General features: G+C 46.7%; 14 protein-coding genes and 1 tRNA gene. 12 read left to right on the plus strand and 3 right to left on the minus strand.

All coding sequences use genetic code 11. From position 1 onward, the window contains the following. From FTU54_RS06245 to rnhB, 11 genes are all read left to right on the plus strand, one after another. Complete coding sequence (locus tag FTU54_RS06245; protein WP_180074564.1) at positions 1 to 912, plus strand: DUF58 domain-containing protein; 912 nt, start codon at positions 1 to 3, stop codon at positions 910 to 912. A 2-nt stretch (positions 913 to 914) separates the two neighbouring features. Then, on the plus strand, positions 915 to 2,924 hold the full coding sequence (locus FTU54_RS06250) for a DUF3488 and transglutaminase-like domain-containing protein (RefSeq protein WP_016658394.1): 2,010 nt from the start codon (positions 915 to 917) through the stop codon (positions 2,922 to 2,924). 31 nt (positions 2,925 to 2,955) lie between these two features. Next, positions 2,956 to 3,032 (plus strand) — tRNA-Val (locus FTU54_RS06255). A gap of 208 nt (positions 3,033 to 3,240) precedes the next feature. After that, positions 3,241 to 3,669, plus strand: coding sequence for an I78 family peptidase inhibitor (locus FTU54_RS06260; protein WP_005176977.1), 429 nt, complete (start codon positions 3,241 to 3,243; stop codon positions 3,667 to 3,669). Between the two features lie 208 nt (positions 3,670 to 3,877). Further along, positions 3,878 to 4,114 carry a hypothetical protein gene (locus tag FTU54_RS06265; RefSeq protein ID WP_035362975.1) on the plus strand — a complete coding sequence of 79 codons (237 nt, stop codon included), beginning with the start codon at positions 3,878 to 3,880 and terminating at the stop codon, positions 4,112 to 4,114. Between the two features lie 344 nt (positions 4,115 to 4,458). Then, complete coding sequence (locus tag FTU54_RS06270; protein ID WP_005176982.1) at positions 4,459 to 5,781, plus strand: NCS2 family permease; 1,323 nt, start codon at positions 4,459 to 4,461, stop codon at positions 5,779 to 5,781. 67 nt (positions 5,782 to 5,848) lie between these two features. Next, complete coding sequence (locus FTU54_RS06275) at positions 5,849 to 6,847, plus strand: adenosine deaminase (protein WP_168381847.1); 999 nt, start codon at positions 5,849 to 5,851, stop codon at positions 6,845 to 6,847. Between the two features lie 145 nt (positions 6,848 to 6,992). Then, a complete protein-coding gene (locus FTU54_RS06280; protein ID WP_180074565.1) occupies positions 6,993 to 7,751 on the plus strand; it encodes a mannosyl-3-phosphoglycerate phosphatase in 759 nt (252 codons plus the stop codon). Positions 7,752 to 7,764: 13 nt separating this feature from the next. Beyond that, complete coding sequence (locus FTU54_RS06285; protein WP_005176998.1) at positions 7,765 to 8,976, plus strand: hypothetical protein; 1,212 nt, start codon at positions 7,765 to 7,767, stop codon at positions 8,974 to 8,976. Between the two features lie 102 nt (positions 8,977 to 9,078). After that, positions 9,079 to 9,456, plus strand: coding sequence for a hypothetical protein (locus tag FTU54_RS06290; protein WP_005177001.1), 378 nt, complete (start codon positions 9,079 to 9,081; stop codon positions 9,454 to 9,456). A gap of 61 nt (positions 9,457 to 9,517) precedes the next feature. Further along, positions 9,518 to 10,096, plus strand: a complete 579-nt coding sequence (gene rnhB / locus FTU54_RS06295; protein WP_104500160.1) for a ribonuclease HII — start codon at positions 9,518 to 9,520, stop codon at positions 10,094 to 10,096. A gap of 65 nt (positions 10,097 to 10,161) precedes the next feature. Here the strand turns inward: rnhB and csrA are convergent, their stop codons facing one another. The 3 genes from csrA to alaS form a co-directional block, all read right to left on the minus strand. Further along, positions 10,162 to 10,416 carry a carbon storage regulator CsrA gene (gene csrA / locus FTU54_RS06300; protein ID WP_016658388.1) on the minus strand — a complete coding sequence of 85 codons (255 nt, stop codon included), beginning with the start codon at positions 10,414 to 10,416 and terminating at the stop codon, positions 10,162 to 10,164. A 244-nt stretch (positions 10,417 to 10,660) separates the two neighbouring features. After that, complete coding sequence (locus FTU54_RS06305; protein ID WP_160232502.1) at positions 10,661 to 11,941, minus strand: aspartate kinase; 1,281 nt, start codon at positions 11,939 to 11,941, stop codon at positions 10,661 to 10,663. Between the two features lie 60 nt (positions 11,942 to 12,001). After that, positions 12,002 to 14,695: an alanine--tRNA ligase gene (alaS, locus tag FTU54_RS06310; RefSeq protein WP_171502411.1), complete on the minus strand. Its 2,694-nt coding sequence runs from the start codon at positions 14,693 to 14,695 to the stop codon at positions 12,002 to 12,004. 405 nt (positions 14,696 to 15,100) lie between these two features. Between alaS and FTU54_RS06315 the strand changes: the two genes are divergently transcribed. After that, complete coding sequence (locus FTU54_RS06315; protein WP_016658386.1) at positions 15,101 to 16,135, plus strand: type I glyceraldehyde-3-phosphate dehydrogenase; 1,035 nt, start codon at positions 15,101 to 15,103, stop codon at positions 16,133 to 16,135. Positions 16,136 to 16,199 lie beyond the last annotated feature (64 nt).

The following is a 16,199-nucleotide window of genomic DNA, read 5'->3' on the forward strand; positions in this document are numbered from 1 at the left end:
ATGCTCGGGCAGAATTTTTGGCAGCACTGGCTGGAGAAACGCTTTCAATTCCAGCAGAAAAAACGCCTCACGCAAAAAGATGTGCTGGTATTTATTTATCAGCAGGGTTATTTATATCTGGTGCTTATCCTGATTACCTTTGTGGCCGGTATTAACTATGCCAATAACCTGATTCTGGGCTTCTGCTTTTTAATTAGCGCGATTTTATGTATCAGTTTTTATTTGACCTTTAAGCAGCTGCATGGCTTGCAGCTTGAGGTGGTGGCACAGCAGGTCGGGCAGGCCGGGGAAAATGTCCAGCTGCAGCTGTTTTTTCAGCAGGATACGCCACAGCTGCGTTATCTGTGGATTCAGGTTGATCAGCAATTACATAAACTGGCGCTGAGTGAAGCCAAACAGCAGTATAGCTTAGCTTTTTATACTGCCCAGCGCGGCAAGTTTCATTATCCGGCCATCCAGTTATATTCGGTTTATCCCTTTGGTCTGGTACGTGCCTGGACCTATCTGTATTTCAATGACTTTGCCTGGATTGCACCGAAAGCGGCGCAGCACACCACTGAAAATAAACACAATCGGCACAATGAAGAACCTGATTTAGATGAATTCCGGGAGCTGCGCAGTTATCAGCTCGGAGATTCCTTGCAGGCAGTGTCCTGGAAACAGGTGGCGCGTGGCCAGGGCTTATACGTCAAGGTCTTTGAGCAATATCAGAATCAGCAGCAGCTTGAAATTGACTATGCGCAGATGCCCAGCACATCGCATGAAGAAAAACTCAGCCTAATGATGGGCCTAGTCGAGCAGTGTGAACAGCAGCAATGTGCCTATGCCCTGTATTTGCCGCAGGTAGAATTACCGGCCGCCTGTGGCGAGCAGCAATTGCTGCTCGCCAAACAACTGTTGGCGCAGGCATAAAGATGAATTCCAGTATCCGTATTTCGATTCTCTCAAGCCTGGGCCTGCTGTTACTGGCACAGCTGATCTATCTGCCTGTGCTGCTCAGTATAATTTTTATCATCATCCTGATTAGTCTGTATTTCAGTCTGCAGCCCGGGCGTCAGCCGATTGCTAAATACTGGACCTTTAGCCTGATTGCGCTGGCGCTGCTGAGTATTTATTTACAGTACCGCGCCTTTATTGGGGTAGAGGCCGGCGTGGCGGTGTTATCAACCTTTTTATTTGCCAAGGCCCTCGAAACCCGAACCCGGCGCGATGTGATTATCCTGTTCAATTTCGCGCTATTTGTCAGTGCCAGTTCCTTCCTGTTTAGCCAGTCAATCTGGATGGCCTTTATGGTCATTTTAAGCCTGCTCAGTTGTCTGATCGGGCTGTATCGCCTGCAAACCAGCGAATTTGAATATCAGGCTTCGGCTGTACAGGCCTTAAAGCGCGATGCCCGCCATGTGGGACGTTTTGTGCTGTATGCACTGCCATTTTTTGTCTTGCTGTTTATGTTTTTCCCACGGCTGCCGCCGCTGTGGCATATTCCGATTCCGGAAAATAAAGGCATTACCGGAATTAGTGACAGCATGTCGCCGGGCGATATTGCCGAGCTGTCACAATCTAGCGCGCTGGCCTTTCGGATTATTGGCGATGTGCAGCAACTGCCACCACGGCATGAGCTGTATTGGCGGGCGATGGTGCTGGATGAATATGATGGCCAGCGCTGGCGTAGCAGCTTTGTTAACCAGCAGCCGTTAATGCGTAGCGATGTATTGCAGCCGGCGCAGGCGCGTAGTTTTGATTATCAATATCTGGCGGCTGACCCGGGCGTGCGTTGGGTGATGGGGCTGGAGAAATCGGTACCGCTGGAGCGCCGTTATTATAGCCAGCAGGATTGGGGCATTGTACCGCGGCGTTTAACCCAGCGGGTCGAGCCGATTCCGTTGCGCTGGATCGGCGATATCCAGGCTCAGACCGTGAGTAATGCTCATCTGAATTTACGCATCAATACTCAATTTCCGGTACAGCAGGATCTGCAAGCACAACAATTGGCCCAGCGTTTATTTTTGCACAGCGGACAAGATCCTGAGCGTTATGTACAGCAGGTGCTGCGCTGGTATCGGGAAAATGGCTTTGTATATACCTTAACCCCGGGGCGATTAGGGCAACATCGTGTTGATGAGTTCCTGTTTCAGTCACGTCAGGGCTTTTGTGAACATTATGCTTCCAGTTTTGTGATGCTGATGCGTTATGTCGGAATTCCGGCGCGGGTGGTCACCGGTTATCAGGGTGGAGAGCTGGCCCCAGATGGTAAAAGTTGGGAAGTACGCCAGTTAGATGCGCATGCCTGGACCGAAGTGCTGTTAAACGGCAAATGGCAGCGTTTTGACCCCACAGCAATGATTAGTCCGCAGCGGGTTGAGCAGGGCATGCAAAACCTGATTGCGGAAGATCAGGCGGTATTGGGCGAGCGCGGCAGTGGCTGGACTTATCGGCATTATCATTTAATGAATAAACTGCGTATCTGGAGCGACTATGCCAGCTATCAATGGCAAAGCAAGGTGGTGGGCTATAATGCCGAGTCGCAGCGGGGCTGGCTGGCCAAACTGGGGCTACATTCCAGCTATGCCAATATCCTGATGCTGATACTGACCATTTTAGGTCTGCTGGGGCTATATATGGCCTGGTTGTATTATCAGCATCTTCGCCGGCAGCCAAAACTTGCCCAGCTGTTGCAGACGTTTTCGAAGCCGTTACCGCCTGAATTACAGAAAAAGCCTGCTGAAACGTTTAACATGTGGATGTCTCGTTTGGCGGCTCAGGCTGAGTCACAGCAGCATCATGTGTTTAAGCAGACCGTGCAGTTATATGAGCAGATGCAGTATGCATCTGAGCAGGTTTCTGAGGCAGATTTGAAAAAATTCAAAGCATTGCTGAATTCTTGTGCATCTGCATTGAAAAATCATAGAAAAGGCTTGTCATAAAATTTAAAAGTGAATATGATGCGTCACATATAGGCGTATAGCTCAGTTGGTTAGAGCGCTACGTTGACATCGTAGAGGTCTCCAGTTCGAGTCTGGATATGCCTACCAAATTTTAAAGGCTTATGAGTGAAATACTGATAAGCCTTTTTTCATATCTGTAATTTCTCCATCCATCATTTTATCAGTGACTCTTCTATATAAGTTAAAGCTGCCCCTTATTAAGACTCACAAGAAACTTTCTCCCTCTTTTGCAAAAAGACACAGCAGGTGCAGTAAAATTTGCTAGGCTAATATTTTTTATAAAAGAATACTGCCCATGAAAAATATTGTTCTTTTTGCTGCGCTTGCAGCCTCGCTTATGGCCTGTAGCACCGTACAACAGCCTCCTGCACAGGTAGGACTTGCCAATCCGGCCAGTCAGTATTGTATTGAACAGGGCGGCCGACTGGAAATTAAAGATGAACACAGTGGGCAGGTGGGCTATTGCCATTTGCCAGATGGCAGCATCGTTGAAGAATGGGCGCTGTTCCGTCAGCAGCCAGGCCAGTGTGTGGCAGAAGAAGCCAAAAAGCTGATCGGTCAATCAGGTAGTTTGCCACAGAGCGAAATCAAGCAGCGGACCCAGGCCAAAATTGTTCGCAGCGTCCATCCTGGCCAGCCGGTCACCATGGATTATCGCGCTGACCGAGTCACAGTAACCATTGATCCGAACAGTAATAAAATTGTGCAAGCATCCTGCGGTTAAGGCTAAACAGTCCGCCCAGTGCGGACTTTTTTATGGGTGTCAGGAAATTGAAATTTCAATAGGTGAGGGTAGGAGTGAGTTAAAGGCCAATTGAATGCTTGAATTGTTAAAATTTGATTAATACACAAAATGAAAGTTGTGACATGGTTCACATATTGTTTATTTTTCTGTTAGTATAAATTAAATTTGTTTAATAATAGTAAAGAACATGAGGCAAATCCTGATAGTGACCTTTATTGTCATGGTTATCCTGTTAATGGTCTGGGTGTTTCAGCAGGAACAACACCGCAGACAACAAGAAATGCAGAATATTGTGCAGGAGGCACGCGACTCTCTGCATCTGATTGAACAAGATCGGGCTTCACATCGTTCATCGCTGGATGATCACATGCGAAAGATCGAACCCTCTATTGAGCGGGCTGGAAGTTTAGGCCAAAAATTCTAATTCAGCATGAAATGCTCTGAATGAAAATTAAAGATAAATTTTAGAAACAATGAAAAATCAGTGTGATATAATTTACCCATTAGACAATTAAATTAGCGTATTTATTTTTTAAATAGTTGATTTAATTATGGTAAGTAAAGCTGCATAAAGTTATGCGGCTTTTTTGTTTAGAATTTATCTGATTTGAGCTGTTAAGGGCTCAAAGCATAATGGCTAAATAGACTTATCCTGTGCGTGTAACTTTTGGCATATCCGTTGCTTGGCAATGCTAGGGGTAGGGATGAATTTTCTCCGTACTTTCGCATCACTGTTGGGTATTTAAGTTTATTTACAAGGGCGAGGTCATGACGACTCCTAATCCATCTTCAGAAAATGTGCTTGAGCGCTTATTTAAGTTAAGCGAAAACAAGACCAGTTTTCGTACTGAGGTTCTTGCCGGTGTAACCACATTCTTAACTATGTGTTACATCATTATTGTCAATCCAATGATTTTATCCGAAACCGGGATGGATCACGGGGCTGTCTTTGTTGCAACCTGTCTGGCAGCCGCAATTGGCTGTCTGGTGATGGGACTGATTGCCAACTATCCGATTGCGCTGGCACCGGGTATGGGCCTGAATGCCTATTTCACCTATTCGGTTTGTCTGGGCATGGGTGTGCCTTGGCAAACTGCGCTGGCTGCGGTGTTTGTATCCGGTCTGGTGTTTATTGCCATCAGCATGTTCAAAATTCGTGAAGCCATTGTCAATGCCATTCCAATGTCCCTGAAACTGGCCATTGGCGGCGGGATTGGTTTATTCCTGGCCTTAATTGCACTAAAAAACGCAGGCATTATTGTCGATAACCCGGCGACTTTGGTGGGTCTGGGTGACTTGAAACAGCCTTCAGTGCTGTTGGCCTTATTTGGCTTCCTGATGATTGTGGTGATGCACCAATTCAAGGTGCGTGGTGCAATTATCATCAGTATTCTGGTATTAACGGCTATTTCTACGGCTTTGGGCTTAAGCGAATTTAAAGGTGTGGTCGGTGAAATCCCGTCTATCGCGCCAACGTTCATGCAAATGGACTTTGAAGGTCTGTTTACTGCCAGCCTGATCGGGGTGATTTTCGTCTTCTTCCTGGTCGATCTGTTTGACTCCACCGGTACCCTGGTCGGCGTTTCACATCGTGCGGGCCTGCTCAAAGATGGTAAATTACCACGTTTGAAAAAAGCCTTATTTGCCGACTCATCTGCCATTGTAGCGGGTGCAGCACTGGGTACCTCTTCAACCACACCGTATATTGAATCGTCTGCCGGTGTTGCTGCGGGCGGGCGTACCGGTCTGACTGCGGTAGTGGTGGCGGTGCTGTTTGTACTGTGTTTATTCCTCGCGCCACTGGCCCAATCGGTACCGGGCTTTGCTACTGCACCTGCCTTGTTATTTGTAGGTGTGCTGATGATTCAGGGCATTGTACATATTGATTGGGAAGATATTACCGAAGCGGTTCCAGCCTTCCTGACCATCGTATTTATGCCATTTACCTACTCAATTGCAGACGGTATTGCCATGGGCTTTATCAGCTATGCGTTGATCAAGCTGTTGACCGGTAAAGCTTCATCTGTGCCGTATATGGTGTGGATTATTGCAGTATTGTGGGCATTAAAATTCGCGTTATTTGGCGGTTAATCCCCAGCAACCATTTTGAGGGTGTAAACTCGGTTTGCACCCTTTTTTATTTTCATGAGGATGAGAGATGAATCAACTTGAGCTGATTCGCGCCTTACCCAAGGCAGAGTTGCATGTCCATATTGAAGGGACGTTTGAGCCAGAACTGATGTTTGCCATCGCGCAGCGTAACAACATTGCCATTCCATATCAGTCGGTCGAGGAAGTCAAAGAGGCCTATAACTTTCATAACCTGCAGTCGTTTTTAGACATCTATTATGCCGGTGCCAATGTACTGGTACATGAGCAGGACTTTTATGATCTGGCCTGGGCCTATTTTGAAAAGTGTGCAGAAGATCAGGTGGTACATACCGAAATGTTCTTCGATCCGCAAACTCATACTGACCGCGGGATTGCCTTTGCGACAGTAATTAACGGTTTGCAACGTGCCTGTGATGATGCACAAAGCAAACTGGGCATCAGTTCCCGTTTAATCATGTGTTTCTTGCGTCATCTTAGCGAAGAAGCAGCATTTGTAACGCTGGAACAGGCACTGCCGTATAAAGAACAGATTATTGCAGTCGGTCTGGATTCCAGCGAAGTGGGGCATCCGCCTGCTAAATTTGCCCGCGTTTTTGCCAAAGCCCGTGAATACGGTTTCTTGGTGGTGGCGCATGCCGGTGAAGAAGGTCCACCAGAATATATCTGGGAAGCACTGGACTTGCTGAAAGTGAATCGTATTGACCACGGCGTGCGTTCTGAAGAAGATCCGGCACTGATGCAGCGTCTGATTCAGGATGAAATGCCGCTTACGGTGTGCCCGCTCAGTAATTTAAAACTGTGCGTGGTGCAGGATATGCGGCAGCACAATATCCGCCGTTTGTTACAGCAGGGCGTGAAGGTGACGGTTAACTCGGATGATCCGTCGTATTTCGGCGGCTATATGAATGACAACTTTATTGCCATTACCGAAGCGTTAGATTTAAATGCAGATGAGTTAAAGCAACTGGCGATTAACTCTTTTGAAGCCTCGTTCCTGCCAGCAGCGCAGAAACAGGCCTGGATTGAAAAAATCCAGGCGTTATAAGCGCATCTAGTTTCATAAAATGATGAAAAAAATAGGCCTACTTCATGTAGGCCTGTTACTTTCTTGTTATAAAAAAGTAAGTTAAAGCAATATTAGGCTAAGAATCTTATAGGATTCTACACAGATAAAGCCAATATAAGTACAGATGCCAAAATTTATAATTTTTACAGATTTAGATGGGACTTTATTAAATCATGATAATTACAGCTATGGGCAGAACACAGAGCTGATCCAGCGTTTAATTCCGGATTCTCCGGTTATTTTATGTAGCAGTAAAACCGCAGCGGAAATCCGCCATTTGCAGCAACAGCTCGGTTTAAGCGGCATGCCTTTTGTGGCTGAAAATGGGGCATATATCTATTTTAATGCGCAGCATGACTATCAAAGTCCCTTATCCAGTACCGACATTGCGGTGCAACTACAGCAGTTAAAAGCAGACTATGGCTTAAATTTTCAATGCTTTAGTGACTGTGATGCTGCGCAGATTGCAGCGCTGACCGGTTTGGTGTTGGACGATGCAGCCCGGGCTTTAGAACGTCCGTATAGCGAAGTCATTATCTGGAATCCGGACAGCCGAACCGAAGACGAAGCGATATTGTCGCAACATCTGGCCAGTAATTTGCATATGGTTCATGGTGGACGCTTTAGCCATATTTTAAGCCGTGACTGTGATAAATCGCTGGCGGTGAACTGGCTGAAACAGTTTTATCCGACGCAAATGGTGTGTATTGGGCTGGGGGATAGTGAAAATGATCTCGATATGCTGAAAGCCTGTCAGCATGCTGTGGTGGTCAAACGGCCGTATAAAGCAGCATTGGCATTAGAACACGATTCTGTGTACTTCACCCGGCAGCAGGCACCAGCGGGTTGGGCAGAAGGATTACAGCACTTTTTACAACAATAAACTGGAGAGAATGATGGTCGATTTTGCACAAGAAGGCATGATTACAACAATACATGATTTAAAACAGCGCCATCTACATGAATATGAACAGGAACTTCGCGAATTTACCAAGTCCAAACCGGTCACCTTAATTTTACCTTCCTTATATTCCGAGCTTGAGCATCCGGCGCTAACCCAGATTGTCGAAGAATTAAAAGGCGCTGATTATATCCAGCAGATTATTATCGGTCTGGATCAGGCCAATGCGGAGCAGTTTGCCCATGCGCGGGAATTCTTCTCGGTGTTGCCGCAAAACCATGTGATTTTATGGAATGATGGACCGCGTTTGCAGCAGCTGCATCAGCAGTTAAATCAGTTAAATGTCGCGCCTTTGCAGCGCGGTAAAGGCCGTAATGTCTGGTATTGTGCGGGTTATGCCATGGCCGAAGGCAAGAGTCAGGTGGTGGCGATGCACGATTGCGATATTCGTACTTATAAACGTGACATGCTGGCCCGACTGATTTATCCGATGGTACATCCACAATTCAGTTTCCAGTTTTCCAAAGGTTATTATGCGCGGGTGGCTGACCGGAAAATGAATGGTCGGGTATCACGTCTGCTAGTGTCACCTTTATTGCAGGCGCTGAAAAAAGTCTTCGGACCGCTGGATTATCTGCTTTATCTTTCAGCCTTTCGTTATCCCTTGTCTGGAGAGATGGCAATTCATGTCGAAGCACTGCGTGACCTGAAGGTGTCGGGCGATTGGGGCCTGGAAATTGGCGTGCTCTCGGAAATTTACCGCAACTATTCCACCAAGCGCATCTGTCAGGTCGATATTGCCGATGATTATGAACATAAACATCAGGAAGTCACCACCGCCAATGGGGATGGTGGCCTAAAACGGATGAGCCGGGATATCGCACTGGCATTTTTCCGTAAGCTGGCGGCGCTGGGGGTGCAGGTCAGTCTGGACAATATTCGGATTATCCGCGCGGCCTATTATCGTAATGCGCTGGATCTGATTGATCACTATTATTATGATGCCACCACCAATGGCCTGAACTATGACCGGCACAGCGAAGAAAATGTGGTGGAATTATTTGCTCAGAGTATTGTCGAGGCAGGGGAGCAGTTTATGAATTATCCGAACCAGCAGTCTTTTATTCCAAGCTGGAACCGGGTGCAATCGGCCTGTCCAACGGTATTTGCGGATATGAAGCAGGCAGTTGCCCTGGATAATGCTTAAATTTGCCATTTATTTGTGCATTGCGGTCAAAAAGATAAACCGAATCCGCGCTAAAGCCCTTAAAATAGGCCGGTAAAATGACGCAAAACTGAAGGAAAATACATGAAAAAGTTGGCTTATGTTTTAGCACCGCTGGCATTACTGTTAAGCGCATGTGCATCTACAGGCACCACTCAGCCTACAGCGGCAACAACGACCCAGCAATTGGGCGGCGCAGCACTGAAAATTGCGATTAATGCCAAATGTGTCACCGAGCTAAACAACATTCCGGCATGGCAAACGGCCACCAAAGTCATGACCAGCACCCAAAAGCAAAATATCCAGACTGAAATCTGTGGTTGTGTCAGCGAAAAAGCACCACAAAATGTGACTGCGGTAGACTTGGCGACAGCAGCGATTGACCCGGCAGCGCGTGCCACCATTGTGAGCAATGTTGTATCAAAAACCATTCATGCTTGTGTGCAAGAAGCAGTACAATAAGCGCAAGATGAAAGAAATAGGCTGACAGGTTCAGCCTATTTTATTGAAGGTAATAATGTCGATGAAAATTGCTGGTGTAGATGAAGCAGGGCGCGGGCCTCTGGTGGGAACCGTGGTGGCTGCGGCAGTCATTCTGGATCCGAACAATCCGATTGCGGGCTTGAATGATTCCAAGAAACTGAGTGAAAAGAAACGTGAAAAGTTATTCATTGAGATTCAGGAAAAAGCCTTGGCTTGGGCCATTGCTGAAGCCAGTCCGGCTGAAATTGACGAGCTGAATATTTTACAGGCCTCATTGCTGGCTATGCGCCGTGCGGTTGAAGCCTTGCAGGTCCAGCCCGATCAGGTCCTGGTCGATGGCAATAAAATTCCGCAAGGACTAAACATGCCGTGTGAAGCGGTGGTGGGTGGAGATGCCTTGCACGCCGAAATTTCCGCAGCCAGTATTCTGGCCAAAGTCACCCGTGATCGGCAGATGCTGGAACTGGACCAGAAGTTTCCACAGTTTGGTTTTGCCAAACATAAGGGCTATCCGACCAAAGCGCATTTTGAAGCAATAGCTTTGCATGGCGTGACTACAGAGCATCGCCGTAGTTTTGGACCAGTACGTAAAGCGCTGGCTTTGCTGGAACAGCAATAATTTTGAAGCGCTAAAAAAACTTAAAGCGGCCGTAGAGCCGCTTTATAACAAGATAACTTTAAGTCTTAACGGTTAAAGTTATTTTGTGGGTAATTATCATCTTCATAAGAAGGCTGATAATCCTGATCGAGATGTTGCAAATGCTCATGCATGGCACGTTCATGTTGAATACGTTGATAAATTTCTTCACGATGAACAGACACTTCTTTTGGCGCATTCACACCAATACGCACCTGGTTGCCTTTGACACCAAGTACAGTAACACTGACTTGATCCCCAATCATTAATGTTTCTCCGACACGTCGGGTCAGAATCAGCATGTTTATCTCCTTGCAAAATGCTAAACCTGCATTGATTTGAAAGTTTTGAAAAGCACAAAATATTTCAAGCGAAATTTTATCAGAACTCTCCCTGACAAAACCTTGTCGGATACAATTCTGTTAAGATTTCTAATTCTCATTATTTCAATATAACAGAGCCACTATAAAAAATACTATAGTGGCTCTGATTTTTTGTAGTTTTTCGCAATATTGTCTGACAATTCCAATAATTGCTGACTACAGATTAAGCACGCGGGCTTGATTCACCTGACTCGCGGTCTAAACCGAACGCCGTGTGCAGTGAACGAACTGCAAGCTCTAAATAGTTTTCTTCAATAATCACTGAAATTTTGATTTCAGAGGTCGAGATCATCAGAATGTTGATGCCTTCATCTGCAAGTGCGGTGAACATTTTGCTCGCTACGCCAGCATGTGAACGCATACCCACGCCAACAATTGACACTTTTACGATGTCATCACGGGTTGCAACTTCACGTGCACCAATTTCCTGTGCAGTCGCTTCAAGAATCGCTTTGGCTTTGGCCAGTTCACCACGGTTTACGGTAAAGGTGAAATCAGTGGTGCCATCTTCTTCAACGTTCTGGATAATCATATCCACTTCAATGTTGGCAGCGCCAATTGGGGCCAAGATTTTAGAGGCAATACCTGGCTCATCTGGCACACCGAGAATAGTCAGTTTAGCTTCGTCACGGTTAAACGCGATACCTGAGATAATTGGCTGTTCCATGTTGTCTTCCAATTCAGTAGTAATAAGAGTTCCGACGTTGTTTTTAAACTCTTCGTCAAATGCACCATCGTTGTCGTTATCGAAGCTAGATAGTACGCGTAAAGGCACCTGATATTTGCCAGCAAATTCTACAGAACGGATTTGCAGGACTTTTGAGCCTAAAGATGCCATTTCCAGCATTTCTTCAAAGGAAATACGATCCACTTTTTTTGCTTTTGGCGCAACACGCGGGTCAGTGGTGTATACACCATCAACATCGGTGTAGATCTGGCATTCATCTGCTTTTAATGCTGCGGCTAACGCAACACCGGTTGTATCTGAACCACCGCGGCCTAAAGTTGTGGTATTGCCTTGCTCGTCTACACCCTGGAAGCCTGCAACCACAATCACACGGCCGGCATCTAAATGACCGGTCATGACATCGGTGTCAATCGCTTCAATACGGGCTTTGGTGAACGCGCTGTCAGTTTTAATTCCGACTTGGCGACCGGTTAGAGATTTAGCTTCTACGCCAATAGAATTGAGCGCCATAGCTAACATGGAAATCGTTACCTGCTCACCCGTAGAAACCATCTGGTCAAGTTCACGTGGGTCAGGGGTGTCGGTAATGGCTTTCGCGAGAGCGAGCAGGCGATTGGTTTCGCCACTCATTGCTGATACAACAACGACCACCTTGTGGCCATGGTCATGCCAGCGCTTTACGCGACGAGCAACATTTAAAATGCGCTCGGGCGTACCCATAGAAGTACCGCCATATTTTTGAACGATTAATGCCATAGTTGTTCCATATAAGCCATGACCCTGATTGCCGCCAGGGTCAGTTACACAAAAGTGAAGTTATTTTGCTTCCAGCCAGGCAGTTAACTCTGCCATCACGGTTGCAAACTTCTCGTTTAGTGGCGCGCCACCTTGTGCTAAGTCAGGTTTACCACCACCTTTACCACCAAGCTCAGTAGCCAAGTGTTTGATGATGTCACCTGCTTTAATAGACGTAGTGAAGTCTTTTGCAACGGATGCAATCAGGCTCACTTTGTCACCCTCTACACCGGCAAGTACAATCACTGCGTTGTCTAATTTTGATTTCACACCGTCATGCAGGTTGCGCAGTGCTTTGGCATCCATACCCTGAACAGTGGTAATAAGTGTTGCACGGCCAGCAATGGTCTGAACTTGGCTTAAAAGTTCACCCGCTTGCAGGCTGGCCAGTTTCTGATTCAGCTGTTCAATCTGTTTTTGCAGGCTAGATGCTGTTTCAACAATTGCTTCAACTTTCTCAATGGTTTGCTCTTTCTGTGCTTTTAACAGCGCATTAATGGTGTTGATGTCACGATCAGCTTTTTGCGCAGCTTCAATCGCTTTGGTGCCTGTCACCGCTTCAATACGACGCACGCCTGCAGCCACACCACCTTCAGAGGTTATTTTGAACAGACCGATGTCACCAGTGCGTTTCACGTGAATACCGCCACATAGTTCGATCGAGAAGTTTTTCTCTTCAATTACTGAACCCATAGACAGTACGCGAACTTCATCACCGTATTTTTCACCGAACAGCATCATCGCGCCTTTGGCTTTCGCAGATTCGATATCTAACAGCTCAGTGGTCACTTCGGTATTGGCAATCACTTCAGCATTCACCAGACGCTCAATTTCTTGCAGCTGTTCAAATGAAACCGGCTGGTCGTTGGCAAAGTCAAAACGTAATACGTCTGATGCAACCAGTGAGCCTTTTTGCTGTACGTGTGAGCCCAGAATTTGACGCAGCGCAGCGTGCAGCAGGTGAGTCGCCGAGTGGTTGCGTGCAGTTGCAGCACGAATGTCCGCTTTGACAATTGCTTCCACGTTTTGTGCTGCTTTCAGGCTACCCATGGTTACAATACCCTGGTGTACAAAAGCGCCGCCCGATTTTTTGGTGTCTTGCACTTCAAAAATACCGGTGTCGTTTTTGAAAATACCGGTATCACCGATCTGACCACCGCTTTCTGCATAGAATGGCGTCTGGTTCAGGACGATCAGTGCTTCATCACCTTCAGCGACTTCGTCAACTTGTTCGCCATCTTTATAGATGGCAATGATTTGACCTTGACCTGCAGTGGCATCGTAACCATCAAACTGGGTTTCACCATCCACTTTGACTACGCTGTTATAGTCGATGGCAAATTTACCGGCATCACGTGCACGTTGACGCTGTGCTGCCATTTCAACTTCAAAGCCAGCTTCATCAATGGTTAGGTCGCGTTCACGGGCAATATCTGCGGTTAGGTCGGTCGGGAAACCGTAAGTGTCATACAGTTTAAATACCACTTCGCCTGGAATCACAGAACCTTTTAAGTTCGCCAGTTCGCCTTCAAGCAATTTCAAACCTTGCTCAAGTGTTTTGGCGAATTGTTCTTCTTCTTTCAGTAATTGCGCTTCAATACGTGCTTTTTGAGCTTCCAGTTCAGGATACGCCGCACCCATTACTTCAATCAGCGGTTGCAGCATTTTGTGGAAGAATGAACCGGTTGCACCGAGTTTGTTACCATGACGCACGGCACGGCGGATAATACGGCGCAGTACATAACCACGTCCTTCGTTAGACGGATTGACGCCATCTGCAATCAGGAAGCAGCAAGAACGGGCATGGTCAGCCACCACTTTAAGTGAAGCTGGATATTGTACCGGTGTGCCTTTTTCTTTGGCTTCCGCTTCAAGTGCAGAGGTATCTAGACCAATAATTTCAGCTGCTGCTTTTAAAAGATGCTGGAACAGGTCAATTTCGTAGTTGGAGTTGACGTGCTGTAATACGGCAGAAATACGTTCCAAGCCCATACCGGTATCGACCGAAGGAGCAGGAAGCGGGTGCAATACGCCATCAGCAGTACGGTTGAACTGCATAAAGACGTTGTTCCAGATTTCAATGAAACGGTCGCCATCTTCTTCAGGTGTGCCAGGTAGGCCACCCCAGATATGATCGCCATGGTCAAAGAAAATTTCAGAACATGGACCGCATGGACCGGTATCACCCATAGCCCAGAAGTTATCAGATGCGTATTTCTCGCCTTTGTTGTCGCCAATACGGATAATACGTTCTGGTGCTAAACCGATTTCCTTGTTCCAGATGTCGAATGCTTCGTCATCGGTGTGGTAAACCGTGGCATACAGTTTGTCTTTTGGCAGGGCTAACCATTCATCACCGGTCAGGAATTCCCAGGCAAACTTGATCGCATCACGCTTGAAGTAATCACCAAAAGAGAAGTTACCCAACATTTCAAAGAAGGTGTGGTGACGCGCGGTATAACCGACGTTATCTAAGTCGTTGTGTTTACCACCGGCACGTACACATTTTTGTGAAGATACGGCACGGACATAATCGCGCTTTTCCAGACCTAAGAAACAATCTTTAAACTGGTTCATACCAGCATTGGTGAACAGCAACGTTGGGTCGTTGGCGGGAACCAGAGAACTCGACGCGACACGTGTATGCCCTTGCGATTCAAAGTAACGCAAAAATGCTTCACGAATTTCAGCTGATGTCATAAAACGAGTACTCACAACCAAGTCACTCCATAATTCTCGATTTGGCTAAAAGCATAACAGTCTGACAAGATTTTCTCTGCTGTTATACGGGCTTAAAATTTAAAAACGCCAAATTATAACGGAAAAAGCCACACTCACCAATGATTTTAAAGTGTTTTGATGACAAATCTGCGGCGAAAACCCAAACCTTAAAGTCATCTAAACTGCTGTGAAATCACAAGCTGTTGTCATTGCTGCGGTTTAGCCAGTTACCGTGCATCCTGCTAATTTTTATCAAGCAGAAAATAGTGCTGCTAACTGCTTAAATATTGGACAGGTTTAAATTAATTGCTGAGTTTGGCAGGAATTATTCGCCGTGTCTGGCGGAAATCCTTTAACATAAGCACAGACAAGATTGATGTGCAGTTTGAAGGAATACGGATGCAACGAGTGGCGATTAATGGCTTTGGGCGAATTGGGCGAAATGTACTGCGTGCCTGGTTTGAAAATCCTAAAGAATTTCATTTTGATATTGTCGCGATTAATGACGTTGCCGATGTTGCCACGCTACTACATCTGTTTAAATACGATTCAACCCATGGCCGTTTTCCGGGGCAGGTAGAAATCCAGCTGGAACAGGAACAGATTTATCTGTGCATACACTCGGGGCAGGCCAAGCTGAAAGTTCAGGTGCTGAGCCAGCCACAGCCGGCACAGTTGCCATGGCAGCAGTTAAATATTGATGTGGTGCTGGAATGTACCGGCCTGTTCCGTTCGCGTGAAGCCGCAACCCAGCATATTCATGCCGGTGCCAAACGGGTGATTATTGGCGCAGCACCGTTTGACACGGTTGATGCCGCCATTGTTTACGGGGTCAATCATCATGAGGTCAAAGCCTCAGACCAGATTATTTCCAGTGTTTCCTGTACCACTCAGGCCTTGGTGCCGTTGGTTAAAATTGTGGATGATGCTTTTGGTATTGAAACCGCGCTGATGACCGAAATTCATGCTGTCACGGCTGATCAGTCGGTGCTGGATCATGCGCACCGTGATTTACGCCGCGCACGTGCATCCGGGCAGAATATTATTCCGACCACCTCAAGTGCTTTAGGCGCCTTAAAACAGGTGATGCCTAAAATGGAAAACCGTATTGATGGCTATTCGATTCGGGTACCCACCATTAATGTCGCCGCCATTGATGTCAGCTTTATTTCCCAGTCACCCATTACCGTGCATAAATTGAATGAAGTGCTGGTGAAAGCCGCGCAGCAGGATTATGCCGAAATTATGCAGGTCACCGATGAGCCACTGGTATCGAGTGACTTTAACCATTCGCCGTATTCTTTAATTGTCGATCTTACCCAGACCATGGTGGTCGGGCATCAGGCCAAAGTCTTTGCCTGGTATGACAATGAATGGGGCTATGCCAACCGTTTACTGGATTTATGTGAATCTTTTGCCCATCAGGCGCATTAATTTCTATCTGTCCAAATCTTTGTCTAAGCTTGGACTGCACGATGGTGGTCTAACCGGGCGAAAT

It is taken from the genome of Acinetobacter sp. YH12116 (assembly GCF_013418895.1).
Taxonomy (GTDB): domain Bacteria; phylum Pseudomonadota; class Gammaproteobacteria; order Pseudomonadales; family Moraxellaceae; genus Acinetobacter; species Acinetobacter indicus.

Bases quoted from the DNA above. Each gene is read 5' to 3' on its own strand.
- FTU54_RS06245 (WP_180074564.1), top strand. From the start codon at position 1: ATGCTCGGGCAGAATTTTTGGCAGCACTGGCTGGAGAAACGCTTTCAA.
- FTU54_RS06250 (WP_016658394.1), top strand. From the start codon at position 915: ATGAATTCCAGTATCCGTATTTCGATTCTCTCAAGCCTGGGCCTGCTG.
- FTU54_RS06315 (WP_016658386.1), top strand. From the start codon at position 15,101: ATGCAACGAGTGGCGATTAATGGCTTTGGGCGAATTGGGCGAAATGTA.
- FTU54_RS06265 (WP_035362975.1), top strand. From the start codon at position 3,878: ATGAGGCAAATCCTGATAGTGACCTTTATTGTCATGGTTATCCTGTTA.
- FTU54_RS06305 (WP_160232502.1), bottom strand. From the start codon at position 11,941: ATGGCATTAATCGTTCAAAAATATGGCGGTACTTCTATGGGTACGCCC.
- csrA (WP_016658388.1), bottom strand. From the start codon at position 10,416: ATGCTGATTCTGACCCGACGTGTCGGAGAAACATTAATGATTGGGGAT.
- FTU54_RS06260 (WP_005176977.1), top strand. From the start codon at position 3,241: ATGAAAAATATTGTTCTTTTTGCTGCGCTTGCAGCCTCGCTTATGGCC.
- FTU54_RS06280 (WP_180074565.1), top strand. From the start codon at position 6,993: ATGCCAAAATTTATAATTTTTACAGATTTAGATGGGACTTTATTAAAT.
- FTU54_RS06270 (WP_005176982.1), top strand. From the start codon at position 4,459: ATGACGACTCCTAATCCATCTTCAGAAAATGTGCTTGAGCGCTTATTT.
- FTU54_RS06285 (WP_005176998.1), top strand. From the start codon at position 7,765: ATGGTCGATTTTGCACAAGAAGGCATGATTACAACAATACATGATTTA.
- FTU54_RS06290 (WP_005177001.1), top strand. From the start codon at position 9,079: ATGAAAAAGTTGGCTTATGTTTTAGCACCGCTGGCATTACTGTTAAGC.
- FTU54_RS06275 (WP_168381847.1), top strand. From the start codon at position 5,849: ATGAATCAACTTGAGCTGATTCGCGCCTTACCCAAGGCAGAGTTGCAT.
- rnhB (WP_104500160.1), top strand. From the start codon at position 9,518: ATGAAAATTGCTGGTGTAGATGAAGCAGGGCGCGGGCCTCTGGTGGGA.